12 protein-coding genes and 1 pseudogene are annotated in these 23,095 nt (G+C 74.7%); all 13 read left to right on the top strand.

Going from position 1 to position 23,095, the window contains the following annotated elements:
- Positions 1–120: 120 nt before the first annotated feature.
- The 13 genes and pseudogenes from ACPU2J_RS04675 (at position 121) to ACPU2J_RS04615 (ending at position 23,071) form a co-directional block, all read left to right on the top strand.
- Complete coding sequence (locus ACPU2J_RS04675) at positions 121–1,101, top strand: AfsR/SARP family transcriptional regulator (protein WP_420081612.1); 981 nt, start codon at positions 121–123, stop codon at positions 1,099–1,101.
- A 115-nt stretch (positions 1,102–1,216) separates the two neighbouring features.
- The gene (locus tag ACPU2J_RS04670) at positions 1,217–2,800 is read left to right on the top strand and encodes an aldehyde dehydrogenase family protein (RefSeq protein WP_420081613.1); all 1,584 of its coding nucleotides are present in this window, start codon (positions 1,217–1,219) and stop codon (positions 2,798–2,800) included.
- Positions 2,797–4,725 (top strand): non-ribosomal peptide synthetase, encoded by a 1,929-nt coding sequence (locus tag ACPU2J_RS04665; RefSeq protein ID WP_423832811.1) that lies wholly within the window; start codon positions 2,797–2,799, stop codon positions 4,723–4,725. Before ACPU2J_RS04670 ends, ACPU2J_RS04665 begins: the two co-directional genes overlap by 4 nt.
- Before the next feature lie 3 nt (positions 4,726–4,728).
- A complete protein-coding gene (locus ACPU2J_RS04660; RefSeq protein WP_365073577.1) occupies positions 4,729–5,478 on the top strand; it encodes a thioesterase II family protein in 750 nt (249 codons plus the stop codon).
- A 105-nt stretch (positions 5,479–5,583) separates the two neighbouring features.
- Positions 5,584–5,766, top strand: a pseudogene (locus ACPU2J_RS04655) (MbtH family protein); the annotation flags it as partial.
- 1 nt (position 5,767) lies between these two features.
- On the top strand, positions 5,768–6,982 hold the full coding sequence (locus tag ACPU2J_RS04650; RefSeq protein WP_420081615.1) for a cytochrome P450: 1,215 nt from the start codon (positions 5,768–5,770) through the stop codon (positions 6,980–6,982).
- 15 nt (positions 6,983–6,997) lie between these two features.
- Complete coding sequence (locus tag ACPU2J_RS04645) at positions 6,998–10,939, top strand: amino acid adenylation domain-containing protein (RefSeq protein WP_423832810.1); 3,942 nt, start codon at positions 6,998–7,000, stop codon at positions 10,937–10,939.
- The gene (locus tag ACPU2J_RS04640) at positions 10,939–11,583 is read left to right on the top strand and encodes a 4'-phosphopantetheinyl transferase family protein (protein WP_423832809.1); all 645 of its coding nucleotides are present in this window, start codon (positions 10,939–10,941) and stop codon (positions 11,581–11,583) included. The genes ACPU2J_RS04645 and ACPU2J_RS04640 overlap by 1 nt, the downstream gene beginning before the upstream one ends.
- A gap of 12 nt (positions 11,584–11,595) precedes the next feature.
- Positions 11,596–12,672: a winged helix DNA-binding domain-containing protein gene (locus ACPU2J_RS04635; RefSeq protein ID WP_423832808.1), complete on the top strand. Its 1,077-nt coding sequence runs from the start codon at positions 11,596–11,598 to the stop codon at positions 12,670–12,672.
- Positions 12,673–12,747: 75 nt separating this feature from the next.
- A complete protein-coding gene (locus ACPU2J_RS04630) occupies positions 12,748–14,025 on the top strand; it encodes an MFS transporter (protein ID WP_391347444.1) in 1,278 nt (425 codons plus the stop codon).
- 208 nt (positions 14,026–14,233) lie between these two features.
- Entirely contained in the window at positions 14,234–18,319 is a 4,086-nt protein-coding gene (locus ACPU2J_RS04625; protein ID WP_420081618.1) for a non-ribosomal peptide synthetase, read from the top strand.
- A complete protein-coding gene (locus tag ACPU2J_RS04620) occupies positions 18,312–21,668 on the top strand; it encodes a non-ribosomal peptide synthetase (protein ID WP_423832807.1) in 3,357 nt (1,118 codons plus the stop codon). Before ACPU2J_RS04625 ends, ACPU2J_RS04620 begins: the two co-directional genes overlap by 8 nt.
- Positions 21,668–23,071 (top strand): condensation domain-containing protein, encoded by a 1,404-nt coding sequence (locus ACPU2J_RS04615; RefSeq protein WP_423832806.1) that lies wholly within the window; start codon positions 21,668–21,670, stop codon positions 23,069–23,071. Before ACPU2J_RS04620 ends, ACPU2J_RS04615 begins: the two co-directional genes overlap by 1 nt.
- Positions 23,072–23,095: the final 24 nt, after the last annotated feature.

The raw sequence follows: 23,095 nt of genomic DNA, 5'->3' as shown, positions 1-23,095 counted from the left end.
AAAACCGCCCTATCACCGCTCTACACCGCAAAGATCCGGCCGTTGTAGGCCCGTTGTAGACCCTCCGCACACACTCCTCGCAGGCAGAGCGGCAGGCGAACGAGCAACGGGGAGGACGCGATGACCACCGCAGCGACCGAAACGGCGGGGCCGGCGGTACGCGTCCGCTTCCTGGGCGACTTCGAACTGACCGTCAACGGCGCCCCCGTACGCCACTGGCGGGCCGGCAAGGCCCGCGGCCTCTTCCAGTACCTCGTCGTCCACCGCGGCCAGACCCTCACCCGCGAACGGCTCTACGCCTCCCTGTGGCCCGGCACCGACAGCTCCGCCGGCAGCTCCCTCAAGGTCGCCGCCCACGCGCTGCGCCGCGTCCTCGACGCCCACCCCGACCGTCCCGGCGACTCCGGGATCCGGCTGGTCTACCGCGACTTCGGCTACGTCCTGCACGTCGCCGGGATCTGGTCCGACCTCGACCGCTTCCAGGAGCTCGTGCACGCCGGCCTGCGGGCCGCCACCTCCGGGGACGCCGGACTCTCCCGGACCCTGCTGCGCTCGGCGCTCGGCCTCTACGGCGGCGAGTTCCTGCGCGGCGAGAGCGCCGACTGGGTCGTCGAACAGCGCGAATACCTCAGGGGGCTCGCGCTGCGGGCCCTCGGGGCGCTGCGCGCCGACGCCGAGGCGCGCGAGGACTTCGTCGAGCTGATCGGGCTCTGCAAGCGCACCCTGGAGATCGACCGCCACCACGAGGAGACCTACCGGGCCCTGATGGCCGCCCACGGCCGGCGCGGCGAACTCGCCTGCGTGCGGCGCTGGTACGAGCTGTGCGCCCGGCGGATGCGCGACGAGCTCGCCGTGGCGCCCGAGCCCGAGACCCAGCTGCTGCTGCGCACCCTGCTCCCGGCCGCCGCCGCCCGCCCCGCCGCTCCCGCCCAGGCCGCCGCCGCGCCGCCCGCCGCCGTCCGCGCCCTGCGTCCGCCGCCCCGCCGGGCCGGTACGCCGCCGTGGAGCGTGGAGGTCCGTACTCCCGTCCCGGTCCGCCCCGTACGGCGGGCCAGGCCCGACAACCGGGCCCCCGCCGCCCGGCTGCGGGCGGCCGACTGACCCGACGGGCCGCCGCCGCACCGCCCACCACCTCCCGCTGTCCGCCCTCCGCCGTGCCCGTGCCACCGCCGTCCCGCGAGCCCCTGCATTTCCGTGACCGAGTGAGGACTCCACCGTGACCGTGCTGACCGTTCCGCCCCTGCCGCAGGACTCCAGACCGCCCGGCGCCGCACCGGACGCGGCCCTCCTGCCGCCCCGTTACACCGACCAGTGGATCGACGGCGCCTGGGTCGCCTCCGACGCGGAGGGCCGGCTGGTCGTCACCGACCCCAGCACCGAGCGGCCCCTCGCCACCGTGCCCGCCGGTACCGCCCGGGACGCCGACCGCGCGGCCCGAGCCGCCGCCGCGGCCTTCGAGGGCTGGGCGGCCACCCCGCTGCGCGAGCGGGTGGCCCTCCTGCGCCGGGTCGTCGGGGCCATGGAGGCACGGGCCGACCGCTTCGCCGAGATCATCACCGCCGAGGTGGGCGCGCCCGCCCGGATGGCCCGCCACACCCACGTCGGCCTGTCCCTGGGCATGGCCGCGCACTGCGTGGAGACGGCCGCCTCGCACACCTTCGAGGAGCGCGTGGGCCACTCCCTCGTCGTGCGCGAACCCGCCGGGGTCGCCGCCTGCGTCACGCCGTGGAACACCCCGCTGCTGCTCACCGTGCAGAAGATCGTCCCCGCGCTCATGGCCGGCTGCACCGTCGTGCACAAGCCGAGCGAGATCACCCCGCTGCACGCCCGGCTGCTCGCCGAGGCCGTCGCCGAGGCCGACCTGCCGCCCGGCGTCTTCAACATGGTCGTCGGGACCGGCGCCGACCTCGGCACGGCGCTCGTCACCCACCCGCTGGTCGACGTGGTCTCCCTGACCGGGTCCACCCGGGCGGGCCGCGAGGTCTCCGCCCTCGGCGCCGACCGGATCAAGCGCGTCCACCTCGAACTCGGCGGCAAGAACGCCAGCCTGGTCCTCGACGACGCGGACCTCGCCTCCGCCGTCGCCGCCACCGTCGACCAGATGCTCTTCAACACCGGACAGACCTGCCTGCAGTGGAGCCGGCTGCTGGTCCCGCGCGACCGCCAGGACGAGGCGCTGCAGCTGGTCGCCGAGGCCATGGACGGCTACGTCACCGGCGATCCGCGCGACCCCGCCACCGACCTCGGCCCCCTGGTGTCCGCGGCCGCGCACGAGCGCGTCACCGCGTACGTCCGCCGGGGCACCGAGGAGGGCGGGGCCCGCCTGGTCCTGGGCGGCCCCGGCCGCCCCGCCGGCCTGGACACCGGCTACTACGTCCGGCCCACGGTCTTCGCCGACGTGGACCCGCTCACCACCATCGCGCAGGAGGAGATCTTCGGCCCGGTGCTGTCCGTCATCCCCTACGACGACGAGGAGCAGGCGGTCCGGATCGTCAACGGAACCCGCTACGGCCTGCACGGAGCGGTCTGGTCCGGCGACGACGCCCGCGCCGCGCGCGTGGCCCGCCGCTTCCGCTCCGGCCTGGTCGACGTGAACGGCGGCCAGTTCAACCCGGCGGCGCCGTTCGGCGGGTTCAAGCAGTCCGGGATCGGCCGCGAATGCGGCACGGCCGGGCTGGAGGCCTTCCTGGAAACCAAGTCGATGCAGCTCCCGCAGGGCGCACCCGGCCAGGTCGTGGGCCCGCGCCTGCGGGCCACCGCCGCCGCCCGCCCCGCGGACACCGAGAGGAACGACGGATGACCGAGCCGCATGCCGCGCCGTCCGGGGCCACCGCCCCGGACGGGCCGGCCGACGACACCCCGCCGCCCGGCGCGGCGGAGCCTGCGGAGGGCGCGCTGCCGCCGCTGTTCGCCCGCCTGGAACGGTGGACCCGGGAGCAGCCGGACGAGACCGCGGTCCGGGCCGCGGACGGCTCCCTGACCTTCGCCGCGCTCACCGCCCGGACCGCCCGCTACGCCGCCGCGCTCGCCCGGGCCGGAGTGGGCCCGGAGACCCCCGTCGGGCTGCTGCTCGGACGGTCCCGGGAGAGCGTCCCCGCCCTGCTCGCCGTCTGGAGCCTCGGCGGGACCGCCGTGCCCCTGGACCCGGAGCACCCGGTGGAACGGCTCGGCGGTGTCCTGCGCGACGCCGGCGCCGCCGTCCTGGTGGCCCCCGGCACCCCCGCCGGTCTGGAGGCCGGCGGGATCACCCTCCTCACCCCGCGGGAGGTCCGCCGCAGCGCCCCCGGCGCGCTCGCGGTGTCCGTGCCCGCCGCCGACGGCTGCGCCTACCTGATCTACACCTCCGGAACCACCGGCCGGCCCAAGGGCGTCGAGGTCACCTACCGCGGCCTGGACACCTTCGTCGCCGCCCTGGCCGGACTCGGCCTGCCCCCCGGCGGGCTCGGCCTCAACGCGGTCTCACCGGCCTTCGACGGCTGGCTCTGGTGCACCCTGCTCTACCTCGTCCACGGCCAGGGCGTGGCCCTGACCGACCTTTCCCTGGAGGGTCTGCGCCGGGCCGCCGCCGAAGGCCGCGAGGCCCTGCCCGGCGGCCTGCGCACGGTCTCCCTCACCCCCTCCCTGCTCGCCGCGCACGGAGCCGGCATCGACTCCGCCGAGGTGGTCGTGGTCGCGGGGGAGGCCTGCCCCGCCGCCCTGGCCGAGCGCTTCGCCGACGGCCGCCGGCTGCTCAACGTGTACGGGCCGACGGAGGTGACCATCGCCGCGACCTGGGCCGACAGCCGACGGGGGGACGACGTGACCACCATCGGACGACCGCTGCCCGGCTACCGGGCCTACGTCCTGGACGAGCAGCTCGTGCCCGTCCCGGCCGGTACGGAGGGCGAGCTGTACCTCGGCGGCCCGGCCGTCGCCCGGGGCTACCGGGGCCGCCCCGGCCTCACAGCCTCCCGCTTCCTGCCGGACCCCTTCCAGGGCGGCGGCACCCGCATGTACCGGACCGGCGACGTGGTCGTCCGCCGCGCCGACGGCGCGCTCGAGTACCGGGGGCGCCGCGACGACCAGGTCAAGGTGCGGGGCCACCGCATCGAGCTGGGGGAGGTCGAACGCGTCGCCGCCGAACTCCCCGAGGTCGTCGCCGCGGCCTGCTGCCCGCTCACCACGGGCCAGACCCTCGGTCTCGCCGTGGTCGCCGCACCCGGCGCCGAACCGGCCGAACTGGCGGCCCGGGTCGTGGAGCGCTGCCGCAAGCAGCTCCCCGCGGCCGCGGTCCCGGCGACCGTGCGCGTGCTCGAACGGATCCCGACGCTGACCACCGGCAAGGCCGACCGGGAGGCGCTGGCCCTGGCCCTCGCGGCACCGGAGACACCGGCCGGCGCGGCGGACGGCACCGGGGACGCGGGCGTGAGCGCGAGCGAGCGCGTCGTGATGACCGTCTGGGCCGAGGTGCTCGGCACCCGGGTCGCCGGGACCGACGCCGACTTCTTCGAGCTGGGCGGCCACTCCCTCGCCGCGGCCCGCGTGGTGTCGGAACTGCGCCGCAGCACCGGACTGCGCGTGGGCCTCGGCGCGCTGCTGGCCCGCCCGACGGTCGCGGAGGTCGCCGCCGAGATCGACCGGCTGGCCGCCGCACCGGGCGCGGGATCCGAGGACGCGGCCTCGGCCGAAGCCGTCGCCGCAGCCGTTCCCGTCCCCGCCGGGGCCGCGGCCGTGGAAGGGGCCTAGGCCATGGGCGGCTGGATCTCCACCTGGACGAGCGACCCCGCCGACGGGGACCTGCCCGTGCTGCTCTGCCTGCCCCCGGCCGGGGCCGGCTGCCAGCAGTTCCGCGCCTGGCAGCCCGAACTGGACGGCATCGCCCAGGTTTACGGCGTACAGCTCCCGGGCCGGGAGAACCGCTGGCGCGAACCGATGCCGGACACCTTCGACGAGGCCGTGGAGGCCATCGCCGACGAGCTGGCGGCCACCGTCGCCGATCGGCCGGTCATCGTCTTCGGCCACAGCTTCGGCGGACTCCTCGGCTACGAGGTGTCCCGCAGGACCGCGCCGCGGGCCCTGGTCGTCAGCGGCTGCCGGGCCCCCGGACACTGGGACGGCGCCGGCCGCGGCATCGTCGACGACGGCGAGGAGCTGGACAAGCTCTTCGACACGGCCGGCCTGGACCCCGCCCTCCTCGACGAGGACACCCGCGCCCTGATGGTCGGGATGCTCCGCAAGGACGCCCAGCTGTCCCTGAGCTACACCCACAAGCCGGGCGTCCGGCTGGACGTGCCCGTGCACGCCTGGGGCGCCGACGGCGACGAGACCGTCAGCGCGGCCGACCTGGACGGCTGGGCCGCGGTCACCACCGCCGGTTTCGCCCGGCACACCACCACCGGGGGCCACCACGCCGTACTGCGACGCCCCCGGCCCGTACTGGACCACCTGACCACCCTGCTGCGCGGCGAGGACGCCGCGCCCCTCACCCCGACGGCCTGACACCCGCGCACCCGACCGGTCCCGGGCGCCCGCCCGGACCGGCCGGCCCCCGCCCCGTCCCGCACGACCCCACCCCACCCCACCGCCCGCCCGAGTCCGGAGGACACCGTGCCCACCACCCATCAGGTCCTCGTGAACCACGAGGGGCAGTACGCGCTGTACCCCGCCGCACGCGAGACGCCCGACGGCTGGACCACGGCCGGCTTCGACGGCACCGAGGACGAGTGCGCCGACTTCGTCGACGCCCACTGGCCCGACACCCGCCCGCTCGGTCTGCGAGGAGCCTGAGATGGAGATCGACCTGCTCGACCCGGGCCCCTTCGGTCGCAACGACTTCTGGTCCGCGTTCAGCTGGCTGCGCGCCAACTCGCCCGTCCACTGGCACCCCGAACCCGGCAGCGAGGACGGCGGCTTCTGGGCGCTGACCAAGCACCGCGACATCATGAAGGCCTACGCCGACAGCGACACCTTCATCTCGGGCCGCGGGATGCGCCTGGGCAGCGACCCCGCCGCCGTCGCCGCCGTCACCCAGCGCATGCTCATCGTCTCCGACGTCCCCCACCACACCCGCCTCAAGCGCGCCCTCCAGCAGGCCTTCGGCCCGCAGCAGATGCCGCGCCTGGAAGCACTGGTGGAGCAGGTGGTCGGCGAGCTCGTCACCGAGTCCGCGGAACACGAGGAACTGGACTTCATCGACCTGGCCAAGCAGCTGCCCAACCGGGTGGTCTGCGCCGTCCTCGGCATCCCACGCGCCGACTGGGCCTGGATCGGGGCCCTCACCACCGACGCCTTCGACTCCCCGGACGAGGCGGTGCGCAGCAGCGCCCACTCGGAGATCTTCCTCTACTTCATCGAACTGCTCGCCGAGCGCCGCGCCCGCCCCGGCGACGACCTGGTCAGCCAGATCGCCCACGACACGCTCGTCGACGAGGGCGACGGCAGCGAACGGCCGCTCAGCGACCACGAGATCGTCTTCAACCTCAACGGAGTCCTCTCCGGCGCCAACGAGACCACCCGCTACTCCGCCGCCGGCGCGGTCCACATGTTCGCCGAGCACCCCGACCAGTGGCGGCTGCTGCGGGCCCTCGGCCCCGACGGCATCGCCCCCGCGGTCGAGGAGGTCCTGCGCTGGACCACCCCCGGGGTGCACGCCCTGCGCACCGCCGCCCACGACACGGAGATCAACGGGATCCCCGTCGCCGCCGGCGCCCGCGTCACCCTGTGGAACGTCTCCGCCAACCGGGACGAGGAGGTCTTCGCCGACCCGCACGCCTTCCGCGTCGACCGGCGCCCCAACCGGCACGTCGCCTTCGGCCACGGCCGCCACCTCTGCCTCGGCGCCCGCCTCGCGCGCTTCGAACTCGGTGCGCTGCTGTCCGAGATGCTCGCCGTACTGGACGGGTTCGAGCTCGCCGGACCGGTCTCGTTCAACTCCTCCAACTTCACCTGGGGGATCAACAGTCTCCCCGTGCGGCTGCTGCGCAGCCGAGCCTTCGCGAAGTAAGAAAGGGCCCGTACTGTGACCACCGCACTCGTCGACTTCAACCGGACGGACGCCGCGTTCCCCGACACCGGGTACCCGCAGCTCCTCGCCGAACAGGCCGCGCGCACCCCCACGGCCACCGCCCTCGTGCAGGGCGACCGCACCTGGACCTACGCCGAACTTGAGGCCGCCACCAACCGCCTGGCGCACGCCCTGATCGCCCGCGGTGCCGCGCCCGGCACCCGGATCGGGCTCTGCTACCCGCGCGGCGCCGACTACGTCCTCGGCTCCCTCGCCATCCTCAAGACGGGCGCGGCCGTCGTCGCCCTCGACCCGGTCAACCCCGACGACCGGCTCGCCGCCATGATCGCCGACGCCGGTCCGCTGCTCGTGCTCACCCCGGCCGAACTCGGCCGCCGCATACCGGAGTCCGTGGACCGGGCGGAGGTCGCCGCCGCCGGCCGGGGCATGCCGGAGACCGCCCCGCCGGCCGTCACCGGGCCCGACACCATCAGCCACCTGATCTACACCTCCGGCTCCACCGGCACCCCCAAGGCCGTCCTCGAACGGCACGGCGCCCTCACCAACCTGGTGCACTGGACCACCCGTGCCTACGGGGTCCGGCCCGGCGACCGGGCCTCCTGGACGTCCACCCCCGGCTTCGCCGTCCAGATCATGGAATGGCTCGCCTACCTGCCGGCCGGCGCCGCGATCCACATCCCCGAGGCCGGGCAGGCGCAGACCCCGGAGCAGATCCGGGACTGGCTGGTTGCCGAGGGCATCACCCACACCATGCTGGTCGCGGCCCTGGCCGAGCCCGTATGGGGGCTGGAGTGGCCCGCCGACGCCGCCCTGCGGATCATGGTGACCACGGCCGAGCGGGTCCACAGCTGGCCGCCCGTCGACACCTCCTTCCGCGTCGTCATGACCTACGGCACCACCGAGACCACCAACGTCCTGTCCTGCCTGGACCTCGGGGCGGGCATCGACCACACCAGCCAGGCCACCCCGGAGGAGGTCCGCGCCACCCGGCAGGTCCCGGTCGGGGTGCCCATCGCCAACCTGCGGGTCCACCTGCTCGACGAGGAGGGCCGCCCGGTCCCCGAGGGCGAGGTCGGCCGGCTCCACGTCTCCGGCGCCGGTGTGGCCGCCGGCTACCACGGCCGCCCCGAACTCACCGCCGCGAAGTTCCACCCCAACCCCGTCCCCGGTGACCCGCACCCCGTCCTCTACGACACCGGCGACCTCGCCCGCCGCCGCGAGGACGGAGCCGTCGAGCTGCTCGGCCGCTCCGACTCCCAGGTCAAGATTCGCGGCTTCCGCGTGGAGCTGGGAGAGGTGGAGACGCACATCGCGCGGCTCGACGGGATCGGCGAGGCCGTCGTCGTCACCCAGGAACGCGGCCCCGGCGACAAGCGGCTCGTCGCCTACCTCTCCCCGGCCGCGGGCGCCGCGGAGCCCGACCCGGCCGCCGTGCGCGCCGAGGTCGCCCGCACCCTGCCCTACTACATGGTCCCCGGCTCGGTCGTCGTCCTGCCCGCCCTGCCCCGGCTGGCCAACGGCAAGGTCGACCGGCGCGCGCTGCCGCAGCCCCCGGAGGGCCGCGACGGGGTCGGCGCGGGTTACGAGGCGCCCCGCAACGAGATCGAGGACGGCCTCGTCAGGCTGTGGGCCGAGGCCTTCCGCACCGAAGGCATCGGCATCCACGACAACTTCTTCGAGCTGGGCGGGCACTCGCTGCTGGCCTTCCAGCTGATCGACGAGATCCGCCGTCGCTACAGCGTGGAGCTGAGCCTCTCCGACCTCTCCGGGTGCCCCACCGTCGCCGAGCTCGCCACCCTCGTCACCACCGAACGCGCCGGCGGACGCGGCTCCTTCGGCGGTCTCCCGGCGATCGTCCCCGACCCCGCCGCCCGGTTCGAGCCGTTCCCCCTCACCGAGAGCCAGCAGGCGCTGTGGATCGGCCGCGGCGGGATCGTCGAGCTCGGCAACGTCGGCTGCCACGGTTACTTCGAGTGGGAGAGCGAGAAGCTCGACGTCCCCCGCTTCGACAGCGCCTGGCGCCGGCTCGTCGAACGCCACGACGCCCTGCGCACCCGGGTCCTGCCCGACGGCACCCAGCAGGTCTTCGAGGAGGTCCCGGCGTACGAGATCCCCGTCACCGATCTCGGCGGCCTCGACGAGGCGACCCGGCAGCGCGAGCTGGCCGACCTGCGCGAGCGGCTCTCCCACCAGGTGCTGGACGCCGACGCCTGGCCGCTGTTCGACGTACGGATCAGCCTCCTCGGCGGCGGCCGGGCCCGGATCCACCTCTGCCTGGACTTCCTCGTCGCCGACGCCTGGAGCTACTTCCAGGTCCTCGTCCCCGACCTGGTCACCTACTACGCGGAACCGGACGCCGAACTCGCCCCGCTGGAGCTGACCTTCCGCGACTACGTCCTCGCCGTCGGCAACTCCCTGCGCGACAGCGAGATCTACCGCCGCTCCGAGTGGTACTGGCGCGACCGCCTCGCCACCCTCCCGCCGGCCCCCGCCCTGCCCGAGCGCCCCGCCGACGCCCCCGAGCTGCCCGTCCGGTTCGAGCGGCGCAGCCACGTCGTCTCCCCCGAGCGGTGGGCCCGGATCCAGGAACGGGCGCACGCCCGCGAGGTGACCCCCTCCGGGGTGCTGGCCGCCGCCTACGCCGAGATCCTCGGGAAGGCCTCCGGGCAGGCCCGCTTCACCATCAACTTCCCGCTCTTCAACCGCCTCCCGCTGCACCCGCAGGTCAACGCCCTGCTCGCGGACACCACCACCACCCTGCTGCTCGCCGTCGAACAGCAGGAGCACACCTTCGCCGGACGCGCCCAGGCCGTCCAGCGCCGCCTCTGGGCCGACCTGGAGCACCGCTACTTCAGCGGGGTGCAGGTGCTGCGCGAGCTGACCAAGCTGCGCGGCTCCCTCGCCCCCGCCATGCCCGTGGTGATGACCAGCCTGGCCGGCCACCCGCCGCAGTACGAGGAGAACGAGCTGGGCGTGCCCGTCTACGGGATCTCCCAGACCCCGCAGGTCTCCCTCGACTTCCAGGTGTTCGAGAAGCCCGACGGGCTCACCTTCAACTGGGACCACCTGCCCGCGGTCTACCCCGACGGACTCGTCGACGCGATGTTCGAGGAGTTCACCACGCTGCTGGAGTCCCTCGCCGAGGACGAGGCCTGGGAGCGGCTCTCCCCGCCGCCCGGACAGCAGGACGAGGCCCCCGGCAAGGCCGAGGAGCGCGACACGGGCGACGCCTGGGAACGCTACTGGGCCGGGATCCGGCGCACCGGCCGCGGCGGGGACGTCATCTGGGACGCCGACAGCGGCGAGGAGTTCCACTGGCTGCTGGGCCAGGCGCAGCGCCACTTCGGCAGCGGCCTCCCGGTCATCGACCTCGGCTGCGGCAACGGCCGCTACAGCCGCGAACTCGCCCCGCACTACCCGGCGGTCATCGGCGTCGACGTGTCCGCCAGCGCCATCGAGCACGCCCGGCGCGAGGCGGCGGGCGTGGCCAACGTCGACTACCTGGCCATCGACATGACCGACGCCGAGCAGGCCGCCGCCCTGGGGGAGGGGCCGTACAACATCTTCGTGCGCGGCGTCTTCCACGTCCTGGACACCGAGGCCCGGGCCCGGCTCGCCGCCGTCGCCGCGCGGCTGCTGGGCAGCGAGGGCACCCTGATCGTCCACGAGCCCGACTACTCCAGCAACTCCTTCGGCTACCTCGGCTTCGTCGGTGGCAAGCGGGGCCGGGCCGAGGACCTCGTCGGCCCGCTGGAGGCGGCCGGCGTACGGCACTCGCACCGCTTCACCCGGCCCGAACTGGCCGAGGCCTTCGGGGCGGACGAGTGGGAGGTCGTCGAGGACGAGGCGATCGAGCTGCACGCCATCGACCCCCGGTCCGACTCCGACGCCCTGCGCCTGCCCGGCTACTACGCCGTGCTGCGCCGCAGGCGCTGATGGCCGGTCTCGCGCTGGCCGGTCCGACCGGAGCGGTGCTGGCGGCGGCCGGTGACGTACGGGGGCTGCTGACCCGTACCGAACTGGACCGCGCCGGCGCCCTCCGGTCGGCCTCAGACCGGGACGACTTCCTCGCCGCGCACGCCCTGGTCCGGCTCTGTGCCGGGCGGCTCCTCGGCCGCCCGGCGCAGGGCCTCACCGTCGTTCAGAGCTGCGGTGCGTGCGAGCGGCCGCACGGCAGGCCCCGGCTCGTCGAGGCGCCCGGCACCGGCGTCAGCCTCGCGCACGCCCGGGGCTGGGTCGCGGCCGCCGCGGCCGACGGCCCCGTCGGCGTGGACGTGGAGGCCGTCGACGGGACGGACGTGGACTGGCGGACGGCCGGGGCCGTCTGCACCGGGAAGGAACTGGCCGCCCTGCGGTCGGACCCCGACCCGCGGCGCGCCTTCCTGCGCCAGTGGGTACGAAAGGAGTCCCTGGTCAAGGTCGGGGCGGGCACGCTGGACGAAGCGGCCCGCCTCGACCTTCCCGTGTACGGGCGGGAGCCGCCGCGCTGGCGCGGCTGGCGGCTGCTGGACTGGGGCGGGACGCAGGCCGTCGGATGCGTGGCGGCCCGCGAGGAGATGCGGCTGCGGCTGCTCGGCTGAAAGACAGGGAACGTGGAACGACGTACGACCGAACGGCTGCTCAGGGCCCGCGCACAGGCGATCGGGGGCGGGGTCCGGGAGGATTCGGTCGCCGCCGTCCTCGACCGGGTGCTCGCCGTGCAGGCCCAGGACCTGCCCGCCGCGGAGCTCGGGCTGCGGGTACGGGCCCGCGGGCTGACCCAGGAGGCGGTCCGCCGGGCCACCGACACCGAACGCACGGCCGTCCGCGGCTGGTTCATGCGGGGGACCCTCCAACTGGTGCCCGCCGCCGACGCCCGCTGGCTGCTGAACCTCTTCGGCCCCGTCTACCTCGCGCTCGCCGCCCGGCGCCTGCGCGAACTAGGCCTGGACGAGGCCCTGTGCACCCGCTCCGAGCGGCTCATCGCCGACGCGATCGCCGCCGAGGGGCCGCTCACCCGCGCCGAACTCACCGCCCGCCTGACCACCCTCGGGGTGGAGCCGAAGGGCCAGTCCGCCTTCCACCTGATCCGCCGCGCGGCGCTGGCCGGCATCATCTGCCACGGCCCGCAGCGCGGCGACGAGGCCACCTTCGTGCTCCTGGACGACTGGCTGCCCGCGGCCGGCCCGCTGCCCTTCACCGGGGCCGCCGCCGAACGCGAACTGGCCCGCCGCTACCGGCTGGCCCACGGCCCCTCCGACGCCCAGGACTTCATCCACTGGTCGGGCCTGCGGACCACCGCCGGCAAGAACGCCTGGGCCGCCCTCGGCGACACCGGGCCGGACGTCCCGCCCCCGCCCGGGGAACCGGACGTCCGCCTGCTGCCGGCCTACGACAACTACCTCGTGGGCTACCGCAGCCGCGACCTGTCGGTACCCTCGGAGCACCAACGCAGGGTCTGGCCCGGCGGCGGGCAGATCCGGGCCACCGTCCTCGTCGACGGCCTGGCCGTCGGCACCTGGTCGGGAGGCCGCCGGGGCACCCCCGTGACCGTCGAGCCCTTCCCCGGAACCGAGCCCCCGAGCCCCGGGGCGGCCGCCGGGATCGCCCGCGAGAGCGCCGACATCGCACGCTTCTCCAGCGGATCTCATCGCCTGTCTACAAGCGTTCTACAGTCCCCGCATTCATAACCGCGCCCTAACTCCCGGTCCATACCGTCAGTGCCGTCCCGACAATTCCGTACCCAATCAGAAAAGGGCGTCGACATGGCACTCGGTCGGCATTCCGATTTCAATCGCCTGTGGTTCGGGCAGACCGTCAGCAACTTCGGCGACAAGATCTCCCTCCTCGCACTCCCGACCCTCGCGGTCGTGGTGCTGGACGGGGGAGCCCTCGAAGTGGGCGTGCTCGGTGCGCTGCGCTTCCTCCCGTTCCTGCTGCTCGCCCCCTTCGCGGGGCTCGTGGCCGACCGGGTGTCGCGGCGCACCGTCATGATCGTCGCCGACCTGGGCCGCTTCCTGGCCCTGGCGACGATCCCGCTGGCATTCGCCCTCGATTCCGTCAGCATGGTCCACGTCTACATCGTGGCCGCCCTCACCGGTATCCTCACCACCTTCTTCGAGGTCTCCTACCAGTCCTGGCTGCCCCAGCTCATCGGCACCGAGAACCTCATCGAAGGCAATACGAAACTCCAGATCAGCCGGAGCGTGGCGGAAGCGGTCGGCGCCGGCGCCGGCGGCGCCCTCATCCAGCTGCTCGGGGCCGCGCGCGCCATCACCGCGGACGCCTTCACCTTCCTCGTCTCGCTGGTCGCCCTCCTGGTCATCCGCCACCGCGACGTGCGGGAGCGGACCGAGGAGCGAAAGGCCTCCGCCAAGGCGGAGATGAAGGAGGGCATGAAGACCCTCTTCGGCAACCCGGTCCTGCGCGGCCTGTTCACCGCCAACGTCGTGGTCAACCTGGGCGCGGCGATGGGTGACGCACTCCTGATCGTCTACGCCTACAAGGTGCTGGACCTCAGCCCCGGCCAGGTCGGCATCGCGTTCGCCGTCATGTCGGTCTTCGTCATCGTCGGCGCCGTCCTCTCCGAGGTCGTCTCCAAGAGCCTCTCCGTCGGCCGCCTCCTGGTCATCACCGCGGTCGTCCTCGGCGCCGGCTACATCCTGGTCCCGACCGGCGGAGCCATCGGCGGCTTCATCGGGCTGATCGTGGTCCAGGCCGTCATCGGCTTCGTCTCCCCGATGTTCGACATCCACGTCCTCAGCCTCGTCCAGGGGGTCACCCCGAACGAGCAGATGGGCCGCGTCAGCGGCACCGCCCTCTCCGCGGTCTACGGCGCCCTGTCCCTCGGCTACTTCGCGGGCGGCGCGCTCGGCGAGGGGATCGGCCTGACCGGCGGCCTCGCGGTGGCCGGCGCCGTGACCATCGTGGGTGGTCTGACCCTGCTCACGGGGCCGGTGGCCAAGATCAAGGAAATGCCCGCCGGCGACAACGACGCCCAGGAGGGATCCCCGGCCGCCGACGAGGCCAGGATCACCGCCTGACCGTCCGGTCCGACGGGAGCGGATGCCCGCCGATCGGCATCCGCTCCCGGCTCCGCCCGGCCGGGCCCCGGCCGCCCCGGGGCGCACCGCCCCGGCACCCCCCGCACCCGTACCGCTCCCGCCCGCACCCGCACCCGTACGCCCCGCGCCGCGTCCCCGCGGCGCGTCCTGCCGTACTCCCTCTCCCGAAGACGCACGGAGGCTCAAGGTGAGCGAGTCCCTCGCCGAACGCATAGCCGCACTGCCGAAGTCCCGCCGGGCACTGTTCCAGGCCCTGACGGGCCGCAACGGCGGGCGCGCCGCCGTACGGGAGGACCCTGAGCCGGCACCCCGCGACCCCGCGGACCCGCCCGTGCTGTCCTTCGCGCAGCGCCGGCTGTGGTTCATCGACCAGCTGCAGCCCGGCAGCCCCGCCTACAACGTGCCGGTGGCCACCCGCATCAGGGGCCCGCTCGACGTCCCCGCCCTGCACGCCGCGCTCCAGGACATCGTCGACCGCCACGAGGTCCTGCGCACCGTCTACACCTACCGTGAGGGCGCCTCCGAGGCCGTGCCCCGCGTCGTGGACGGCTTCCGGCTGCCCCTGCCGCTCACCGAACTCGCCGACGAGGACGCCGTCCGCCCCTTCTACGACGCGGACGCCGGCGCCCCCTTCGACCTGGCCGGCGCCGTCCCGCTCCGGGCCCGGCTGGGCCGCATCGGCGCCGAGGACCACGTCCTCGTCCTCAACCTCCACCACATCGTCACCGACGGCTGGTCGATGCGGATCCTCTACACCGAACTGGAGCGCGCCTACGCCGCCCGCACCGGTGCCCCAACCGAGCCGAACGCCCCGCTCGCCCTCCAGTACGCCGACTTCGCGACCTGGCAGCGCCACCGCGTCAGCGGCGACCGGCTGGAGCAGCTGACCTCCTTCTGGCAGGAGGAACTCGGCGGCGCCGCCCCCGTTGACCTCCCCACCGACCGGCCCAGACCCCCGGTCTTCGGACACGCCGGAGCCTCCCGCTACATCGAGCTCCCGCCCCGGCTCATCGCCCGGCTGCGGGAGTTCGGCAAGTCCGAGGGCGCCACCCTCTACATGACGATGCTGGCCGGCTTCGCCGCCACCCTGCGCCGCTGGACCGGCCAGGAGGACGTCGTCGTCGGCACCTCCGTCTCCGGCCGCGACCACCCGGCCTTCGGCGAGCTCATCGGCTTCTTCGTCAACACCCTGCCGCTGCGCATCAGAACCGGCGGGGACCCCGGCTTCGCCGAGCTCGTCCGCGCCACCCGCCACACCACCCTCCAGGCCTACGCCCACCAGGAACTGCCCTTCGACCTCATCGTCGACGCCCTCGGCCTGCCCCGTGACCCGAGCCGCCCGCCCCTCACCTCCGTCATGTTCCTCCTCGACGAGACCCCGGACACCGCACCCGGCCTGGCCGGCCTCGCCACCGAGCCCATCGACTTCTCCTCGCGCGCCACCAAGTACGACCTCATGATCAGCGTCCACGACACCGGCACCGTCGTCCGCGCCCTCGTCGAATACCCCACCGACCTGTTCGACGCCGCCACCGTGGACCGGCTCCTCGGCCACTTCCTCACCACCCTCGAAGGCGCCGTCGACCGCCCCGACGCCCCGCTGTCCGCGCTGCCCCTGCTCACCGACGCCGAGCGCCGGACCGCCCTCGACGACTGGAACGCCACCCGCGCCCCCTTCCCCCAGGACGCCTGCCTGCACCAGCTGTTCGAGCAGCACGCCGACCGGCGGCCCGACGCGCCCGCCGTCGTCCTCGGCGGAGCCGGCGGCTGGAACGTCACCTACCGGGAGCTGGAGGAGCGCGCCAACCGGCTCGCCCACCGCCTGGTCGAAGCCGGCGCGGGCCCCGACCGCACCGTCGCCCTCTGCCTGCGCCGCGGCCCCGGGCTGGTCACCGCGATCCTCGCCGTCCTCAAGGCCGGCGGCGCCTACGTCCCCCTCGACCCGGACTACCCCGCCGAACGGCTGGCCCTGCTGCTGGCCGACGCCGCGCCGCCCATCGTCGTCTCCGACTCCGAACTCATCGGCCGCCTCCCGGTGCCCGCCGGCACCGGCCGGATCCTGCTGGACACCGACCGGGCCGCCCTCGCCGAACGTCCCGCGACCCGGCCCGCCGTCCCCGTCACGGCCCGCGACCTGGCCTACGTCATCTTCACCTCCGGCTCCACCGGCACCCCCAAGGGGATCGCCCTGGAACACCGCGGCGTGGTCAACAACATCCTCGACCTCAACCGCTCCTACGGCATCGGCCCCGACGACCGCGTCCTCGCCCTGTCCTCGCCCAGCTTCGACATGAGCGTGTACGAGACCCTCGGCATCCTGGCGGCCGGCGGCACCCTCGTGCTGCCCGACCCGGCCGCCGCCAAGGACCCGGCCCACTGGGCCGACCTCGTCCAGCGGCACGGCGTCACCGTCTGGAACTCCGCCCCCGCCCTCCTCGGCCTCCTCGTCGACCAGCTCGAACACGCCGGAGGCCCCCGCCTGCCGCGACTGCGCACCGCGTTCCTCGGCGGTGACTGGATCCCCGTCACCCAGCCCGACCGCATCCGCGCCTTCGCCCCGGACCTGTCCTTCGCCGCCCTCGGCGGGGCCACCGAGGCCTCCATCCACTCCGTGGAGCACCGCGTCGGCCGGGTCGACCCGCAGTGGACCAAGCTCCCCTACGGACGGCCCATGGCCAACCAGCTCGCCTACGTCCTCGACCCGCACGACCGCCTCGTCCCCGTCGGCGTACCGGGCGAACTCCACCTCGGCGGCGTGGGACTGGCCCGCGGCTACCTGAACCGGCCCGAGCTGACCGCCGAGAAGTTCGTCCACGTCGAACTGGAGCCCGGCCGCACCGAACGGCTCTACCGCACCGGCGACCTGGCCCGCTACGGAGCCGACGGCACCATCGAGCTGCTCGGCCGCACCGACTTCCGGATCAAGCTCAACGGGCTGCGCATCGAGCCCGGCGAGGTCGAGAGCGCCCTGCACGCCCACCCCGGCGTCCGGCAGGCCGTCGTCGCCGCACGCCAGGTCGCCGGATCCGCCCGCCTGATCGGCTACGTGGTTCCCGAGGAGGGCGCCGACGTGGACACCGCGGCCCTGCGGACCGCGCTCGCCACCGTCCTGCCGCCGCACTGCGTCCCTGCCGAACTGGTCCTGCTCGACCGGCTGCCGCTCAGCCCCAACGGCAAGGTCGACCGCACGGCACTGCCCGACCCGCGCCCCGCCGCGCCCGCACCGGGTCGGACCCCCGCCGCCCCCACCGCCGGGACCGACCCCCTCGCCGAGGCGATCGCGGCCGTCTGGGCCGAGGTCCTCGGCCTGCCCGCGGCCGCCCCCGACGACGACTTCTTCGCCCTCGGCGGCGACTCCTTCGCCGCCGTCCGCGCCGTCCGCGCGGTCGCCGCCGCCCTCCCGGACACCGGAGCCGCCGCCCTGCGCGTCGTCGACCTCTTCAGCAACCCGACGCCGGCGGGCCTCGCCGCCCGCACCGCCGAACTCTCCGGTGCCGCGGCCGAGGGCCACCGGCTGCTGCACCGGCTCACCCCGCAGCGGCCCCCCGGCACCACGACGCTCACCCTCGTCTGCTTCCCGCACGGCGGCGGCGACGCCATCGCCTACCAGCCCCTCGCCGCACAGCTCCCGCCGCACATCGAACTGCTGGCGGTCTCGCCGCCCGGACACGACCCGCTGCGCCCCGGCCCCATGCTCCCGGTGGCCGAGTTCGCCGAACTGGCCGCCGCCGAGATCGCCCGCACCGTACGCGGACCGTACGCGGTCTACGGACACTGCGCCGGCGTCGTCACCGCGCTGGAGACCACCCACGTCCTGGAACGCCTCGGACAGCGCCCCCTCGCCCTGGACCTCGCCGCGGCCCTCCCCGAGGAGGACCCGGAGTACGCCCTGGAGATGGAGCGCGTCTCGGGCGACGACGACCTTGTCGCCTACCTGACCACCATGGACGGCTTCGACGGGGTCCTCGACGACCGCGACCTCACCGCGGTCCTGCGGATGGTCCGCCACGACATGACCGAGGCCGCACGCTTCTTCGCGCGCACCCCGGCCGGCTACGACCGGCCCCTGGCCACCCCGCTCACCTGCATCATCGGCGACGCCGACGACGCGACCGAGGGCTACCGGGACGGCTACCGCGCCTGGGCCCGCTACGCGCCCGACGTGCGGCTCGCCGTCCTCCCCGGTGGCCGCCACTACTTCGCCAAGCACCTCCCCGACCGCCTCGCCGCCCTGCTCGCCGACCTGCACAGCAACGGAGGAACCCATGTCTGACCTCGCCGAACGGCTCGGCCGCCTGCCCCAGGGACAGCGCTCCCGGCTCCTGGGCAGGATGCGCAACCAGATGACGGCCGGAGTGGGCCGCCGCGTCGAACTCAAGCGCGCCGACCACGGCCCGCGCTCCCGCTCCTCCTTCCAGCAGGAGCAGATGTGGTTCGTCGACAAGCTCGGCGCCGGCAAGGCCCGCAACAACATCGCCCTCTCCATAGGCCTGGGCGGTCCCCTGGACCGGGCCGCCCTCCACGAGGCCCTCAACGCCGTCGTCGCACGCCACCAGGTGCTGCACAGCAAACTCGTCGAGATCGACGGCGTCCCCTGGCAGGAGCCCGTCCCCTCCTTCGTGCTCGGCGTCCAGAGCACCGACCTGTCCGGCAGCGAGGACGCCGACCGGGAGCTCGCCGAGCTGACCGCCGCCACCGCCTCCGCCCCCTTCGACCTGGCCGCCGCCCCGCCCGTGCGCGCCCACCTCGTACGCCTCGCCGAGGACCGGCACGTCCTGCTCTGGGTCGTCCACCACATCGCCTGGGACCCCGGCTCGACCCGCATCTTCACCGAGGAGCTGACCGCCAGCTACGCGGCCGCCGCCGCGGGCAGGCGCCCCGAGGCCCCCCGCCTCGCCGTCGAGTACGCCGACTTCGCCGCCTGGCAGCGCGCGAAACTGGAGAACGACGAGCACGGCCGGGCCCTCGCCGCGAAATGGCGCCAGATCCTGGCCGGCGCCGTGGCCACCGAGGTCATGCCCGACCACCCGCGCGGCCCCGAGACCCGGGGCGACGGCAAGGGCCTCAAGCTCACCCTGGACCAGGAGCTGCTGGACCGGCTGACCGAACTCGCCGACGCCGCCAACACCACCGTCTTCACCACCCTCCTCGCCGCCTTCAACGCGCTGCTGCGGCACTGGACCCGCACCGAGGACGTCGTCGTCGGCACCGCCAGCGCCTCCCGCCCGCACCCCGACCTGGAACAGGTCATCGGCTGCTTCGTCCAGATGATCACCCTGCGGACCGAGGTCACCGACGGACTCACCTTCCGCGAGCTCGTCACCCGCACCGCCGCCTCGGTGATGGACTCCTTCACCAGCAGCGAACTCCCCTTCGAGCAGGTCGTCGAGGCGGTCCGCCCGGTCCGCGACCCGCTGCGCCACCCCCTCTTCCAGATCGAGTTCACCTCGCTCGGCCGCTGGGGCACCCACCGTGCCGAGGCCGCCGACGTCGAGTTCACCATGGACCAACTGCACGACGGAGCGGCCAAGTTCGACATGAGCTTCCTGGTCGGCGAGAACGACGGCCTGGAGCTCTCCCTCGAGTACAACACCTCCCTCTACCGCCACGGCACGGCCTCCGCCCTGCTCACCGCCTTCCGCCAGGTCCTGGAACAGGTCGCGGACGACCCCGACCTGCACGTCGGCGACATCACCCTGGTCGAGGAGCCGGCCGCCTCCCGCCACGCACGCGAACTCTCCCGCGGCGGCCCCGTCGACGAGGCCGCCTGGACCACCACCCTGGACCGCGCCTTCCGCGAGCGCGCCACCATCAACCCGGACGCCGTCGCCGTCCGCTGCGGCGCCACCCGCATCGACTACGCCGCACTCGACCGCTGGTCCGAGGCCATCGCCCACCGGCTGCGCGACCGCGGCGTCGGACACGGAGACCCGGTCGCCGTCTGCGTCGCCCGCGGCCCCGCCGCCGTCGCCGCCGTCCTCGGCGTCCTCAAGGCAGGCGCCCACTACCTCCCCGTCGACCCCGCAGCCCCCGCCGAGCGGACCCGTACGGTCCTCGCCGACGCCAAGGTCCGCCACGCCCTCGTCGACGAGTCCGCCGACCTGCCCGTCCCGCTGGAACTGGTCACCACCGGCACGGCCGCCCCCGTGCGCGAGGTCCCCTCCCTCGCCCCCAGCTCCACCCCCGGCGACCTGGCCTACGTGCTGTACACCTCCGGCAGCAGCGGGACCCCCAAGGGCGTGATGATCGAGCACCGCTCGGTCACCCACTTCTCCCGCACCATCGCCAGGTCCTACGAGATCAAGGCCGAGGACCGGGTCCTGCAGTTCGCCCCGCTCACCTTCGACGTCTCCGTCTTCGAGGTCTTCACCACCCTCCTCGCCGGCGCCACCCTCGTCATCGCCACCGACGACGAGCGCCGCGACCCCGCCCTCCTGCAGACCCGCATGCGCGAGGACGCGGTGACCGTCGCCGAGATCCCGCCCGCCCTGCTGCCCCTGCTCGACCAGGCCGCCCTGCCCGACCTGCGCCTGGTGTCGGTGGGCGGCGAGGCCTTCCCCGGCCGGCTCGTCGCCGAATGGACCGCGGGGGAGCGCCGCTTCGTCAACGGCTACGGGCCCACCGAGGCGACCGTCGCCGTCACCCTGATGGACTGCACCGGCAGCTACGACCGCAACCCGCCCATCGGCCGTCCCATGCCCGGCCACCAGGCCTTCGTCCTCGACGAGCGGCTGCGCCCGGTCCCGCCCGGCGTCCCCGGCGAACTGTGCGTCGCCGGCCCCGGCATCGCCCGCGGCTACCTGGGCCGCCCCGACCTGACCGCCGAACGCTTCGCCGACAACCCCTTCGCGGACGGCCCCGAGACCGCGCGGCTCTACCGCACCGGCGACCTGGTCCGCTGGCTCCCGGGCGGAAACCTCGACTTCCTCGGGCGCACCGACCGCCAGCTCAAGGTGCGCGGCCACCGGATCGAACCCGGAGAGGTCGAGGCCGTCCTGACCGGACACCCCTCCGTGCAGCAGGCCGTCGTGGTGGCCCAGCCCGCGGCCGGCGGCGAGCGGATGCTGGCCGCCTACGTCACCGTCGAGCAGGTCGGCGCGTACGCCTCCGAGGTCGCCGACGCCGAGGGCCTGCGCTCCTACGCGGCCGCCCGGCTCCCCGGCTACATGGTGCCGGTGGTCACGGTCCTGCCCGAGCTGCCCCTGACCCCGCACGGAAAGGTCGACACCGCTGCCCTGCCGCTGCCCTCGGAACAGGCCGGACAGGGCGGCACACCGCCGCGCGACGCCATCGAGGAGCAGATCTGCCGGGACATCCTCACCCCGCTCCTGGAGTGGCAGAACCCGGACGTGGAGGGCGACTTCTTCGCCCTGGGCGGCAGCTCGCTCCAGGCCACCATTGTCGTCTCCCGGGTCCGCGCCCTCTTCGGCATCGACATCGCCCTGGCCGACTTCTTCGGCCGCCCCACCGTCTCCGGACTCGCCGAACTGGTGCGCGCGGCCCAGGCCGAGGCGGCCGGCGAACAGGACCGGCTCCTCGCCGTGTTCGAGCAGATCGAGAACATGAGCGACGAGGAGGCCGCCGCCCTCCTCGGATCCCTGCAGACCCCGGACGGCTCCTGATGGCCGAGCCGGCCGGACTCGAAGGAGCGCTCTCCGCGCTCCCCGAGGCGAAGCGCGAGCTGGCCCGCCTGATGCTGGCCGCCCGCAGACCCGTACCCGCCCACCCGGTCCCGCGCTCCGGCGCGGGGCCGGTCCCGCCCACCGCCCTCCAGGCCCGCGTGTGGCGCCGGGAACGCCGCCGTCCGGCGGTCGCCACCGGCTCGCACGCCCTGCGCCTGACCGGCCCCCTCGACCCGCGGCGGCTCACCGAGGCCCTCACGTCGGTGCTGCGCCGCCACGAGGCCCTGCGCACCCGGCTGGCCGTCTCCGCCACCGGACAGCCGCGGCTGCACGTCGAGGACGAACCGGTGCTCCGGCTCACCCGCGCCGACCTCTCCGGCTTCACCCCGCAGGCCGCCGCGGAACGCGTGGCGGTCGCCCTCACCGAGAGCGCCTCCACCGTCCTGGACCTGGAGGCCGGCCGCACCAGCGCCTTCCGGCTGCTGCGTACCGCCGCCGACGAGCACGTCCTGATCCTCGCCTCCCACCTCGCGGTCTTCGACGGCTGGTCCTCCGGGGTGTTCCTCGCGGACCTGGCCGCCGCCTACCGCGGGGGCGGCGGCGCACTCGACCCGCCCGCACTCCAGCTCCCCGACCACGCGGACTGGCAGCACCGCTGGCTCGCCGCGGCGGACGGCTCCGCCGAACTCGCCCGGCGCCGCGCGGTGTTCGCCGCGGACCCGCCCGCCCCCCGGGCCCCCGGCGGGTTCGAACGCGGCCACCTGCCCGTACGGCTCGCGCGCGGACCCGTCCAGGCCGGGCTGGAGCTGGGCGCGGCCGAGGGGGCCACCCCCTTCATGACCCTGCTCGCCGCCCTGGCCGTCGTCCTCGCCCGCCGGGAGGGCCGTACCTCCGTGGTGATCGGCACCCCGGCCGCGGGACGGTTCGCCACGGCCCTCGAAGGCGCCGTCGGACAGTTCACGACCGTGGTGCCCATCCGGCTCGACCTCGCCGGCGGACCCTCGTTCCGCGAACTGCTGCACCGCACCCGCACCGCCGTCGCCGAGGCGCTCGCCCACCAGCGGCTGCCCGTGGACGTTCTGTTCGGCGACGGCACGCCCCCGCCGTACGGCGTGCTGTTCGCCCTGCACAACTACCCGGCCGTCCCCCTGGACCTGCCCGGCATCCGGGTCGGCCAGCTGCCCGGCCCGCCCGCCCGCCACCTGGAGCTCTACAGTCCCGACCCGGCCGCCGCCCTCGCCTGCGTCGGCCTGGTGGAACGGGACGGCGAGATCGGCGGCACCGCCGAGTACAACCGCCACGCGGCCACGCCCGAGGACGTACGGGGCCTGCTCAGCGGGATCGAGGACGTACTCGACACGGCCGTCACCGCACCCGCCTCCCCGCTCACCACCCGGCACTGAGCGGGGGCCGGATCCGCCGCCGGC

The sequence above is a fragment of the Streptomyces manipurensis genome (assembly GCF_049570255.1).
In the GTDB taxonomy this organism is placed as follows: Bacteria; Actinomycetota; Actinomycetes; order Streptomycetales; family Streptomycetaceae; genus Streptomyces; species Streptomyces manipurensis.
The sequence above is the reverse complement of the archived record's forward strand: the minus strand, read 5'-3'. Positions and strand labels throughout refer to the sequence as shown.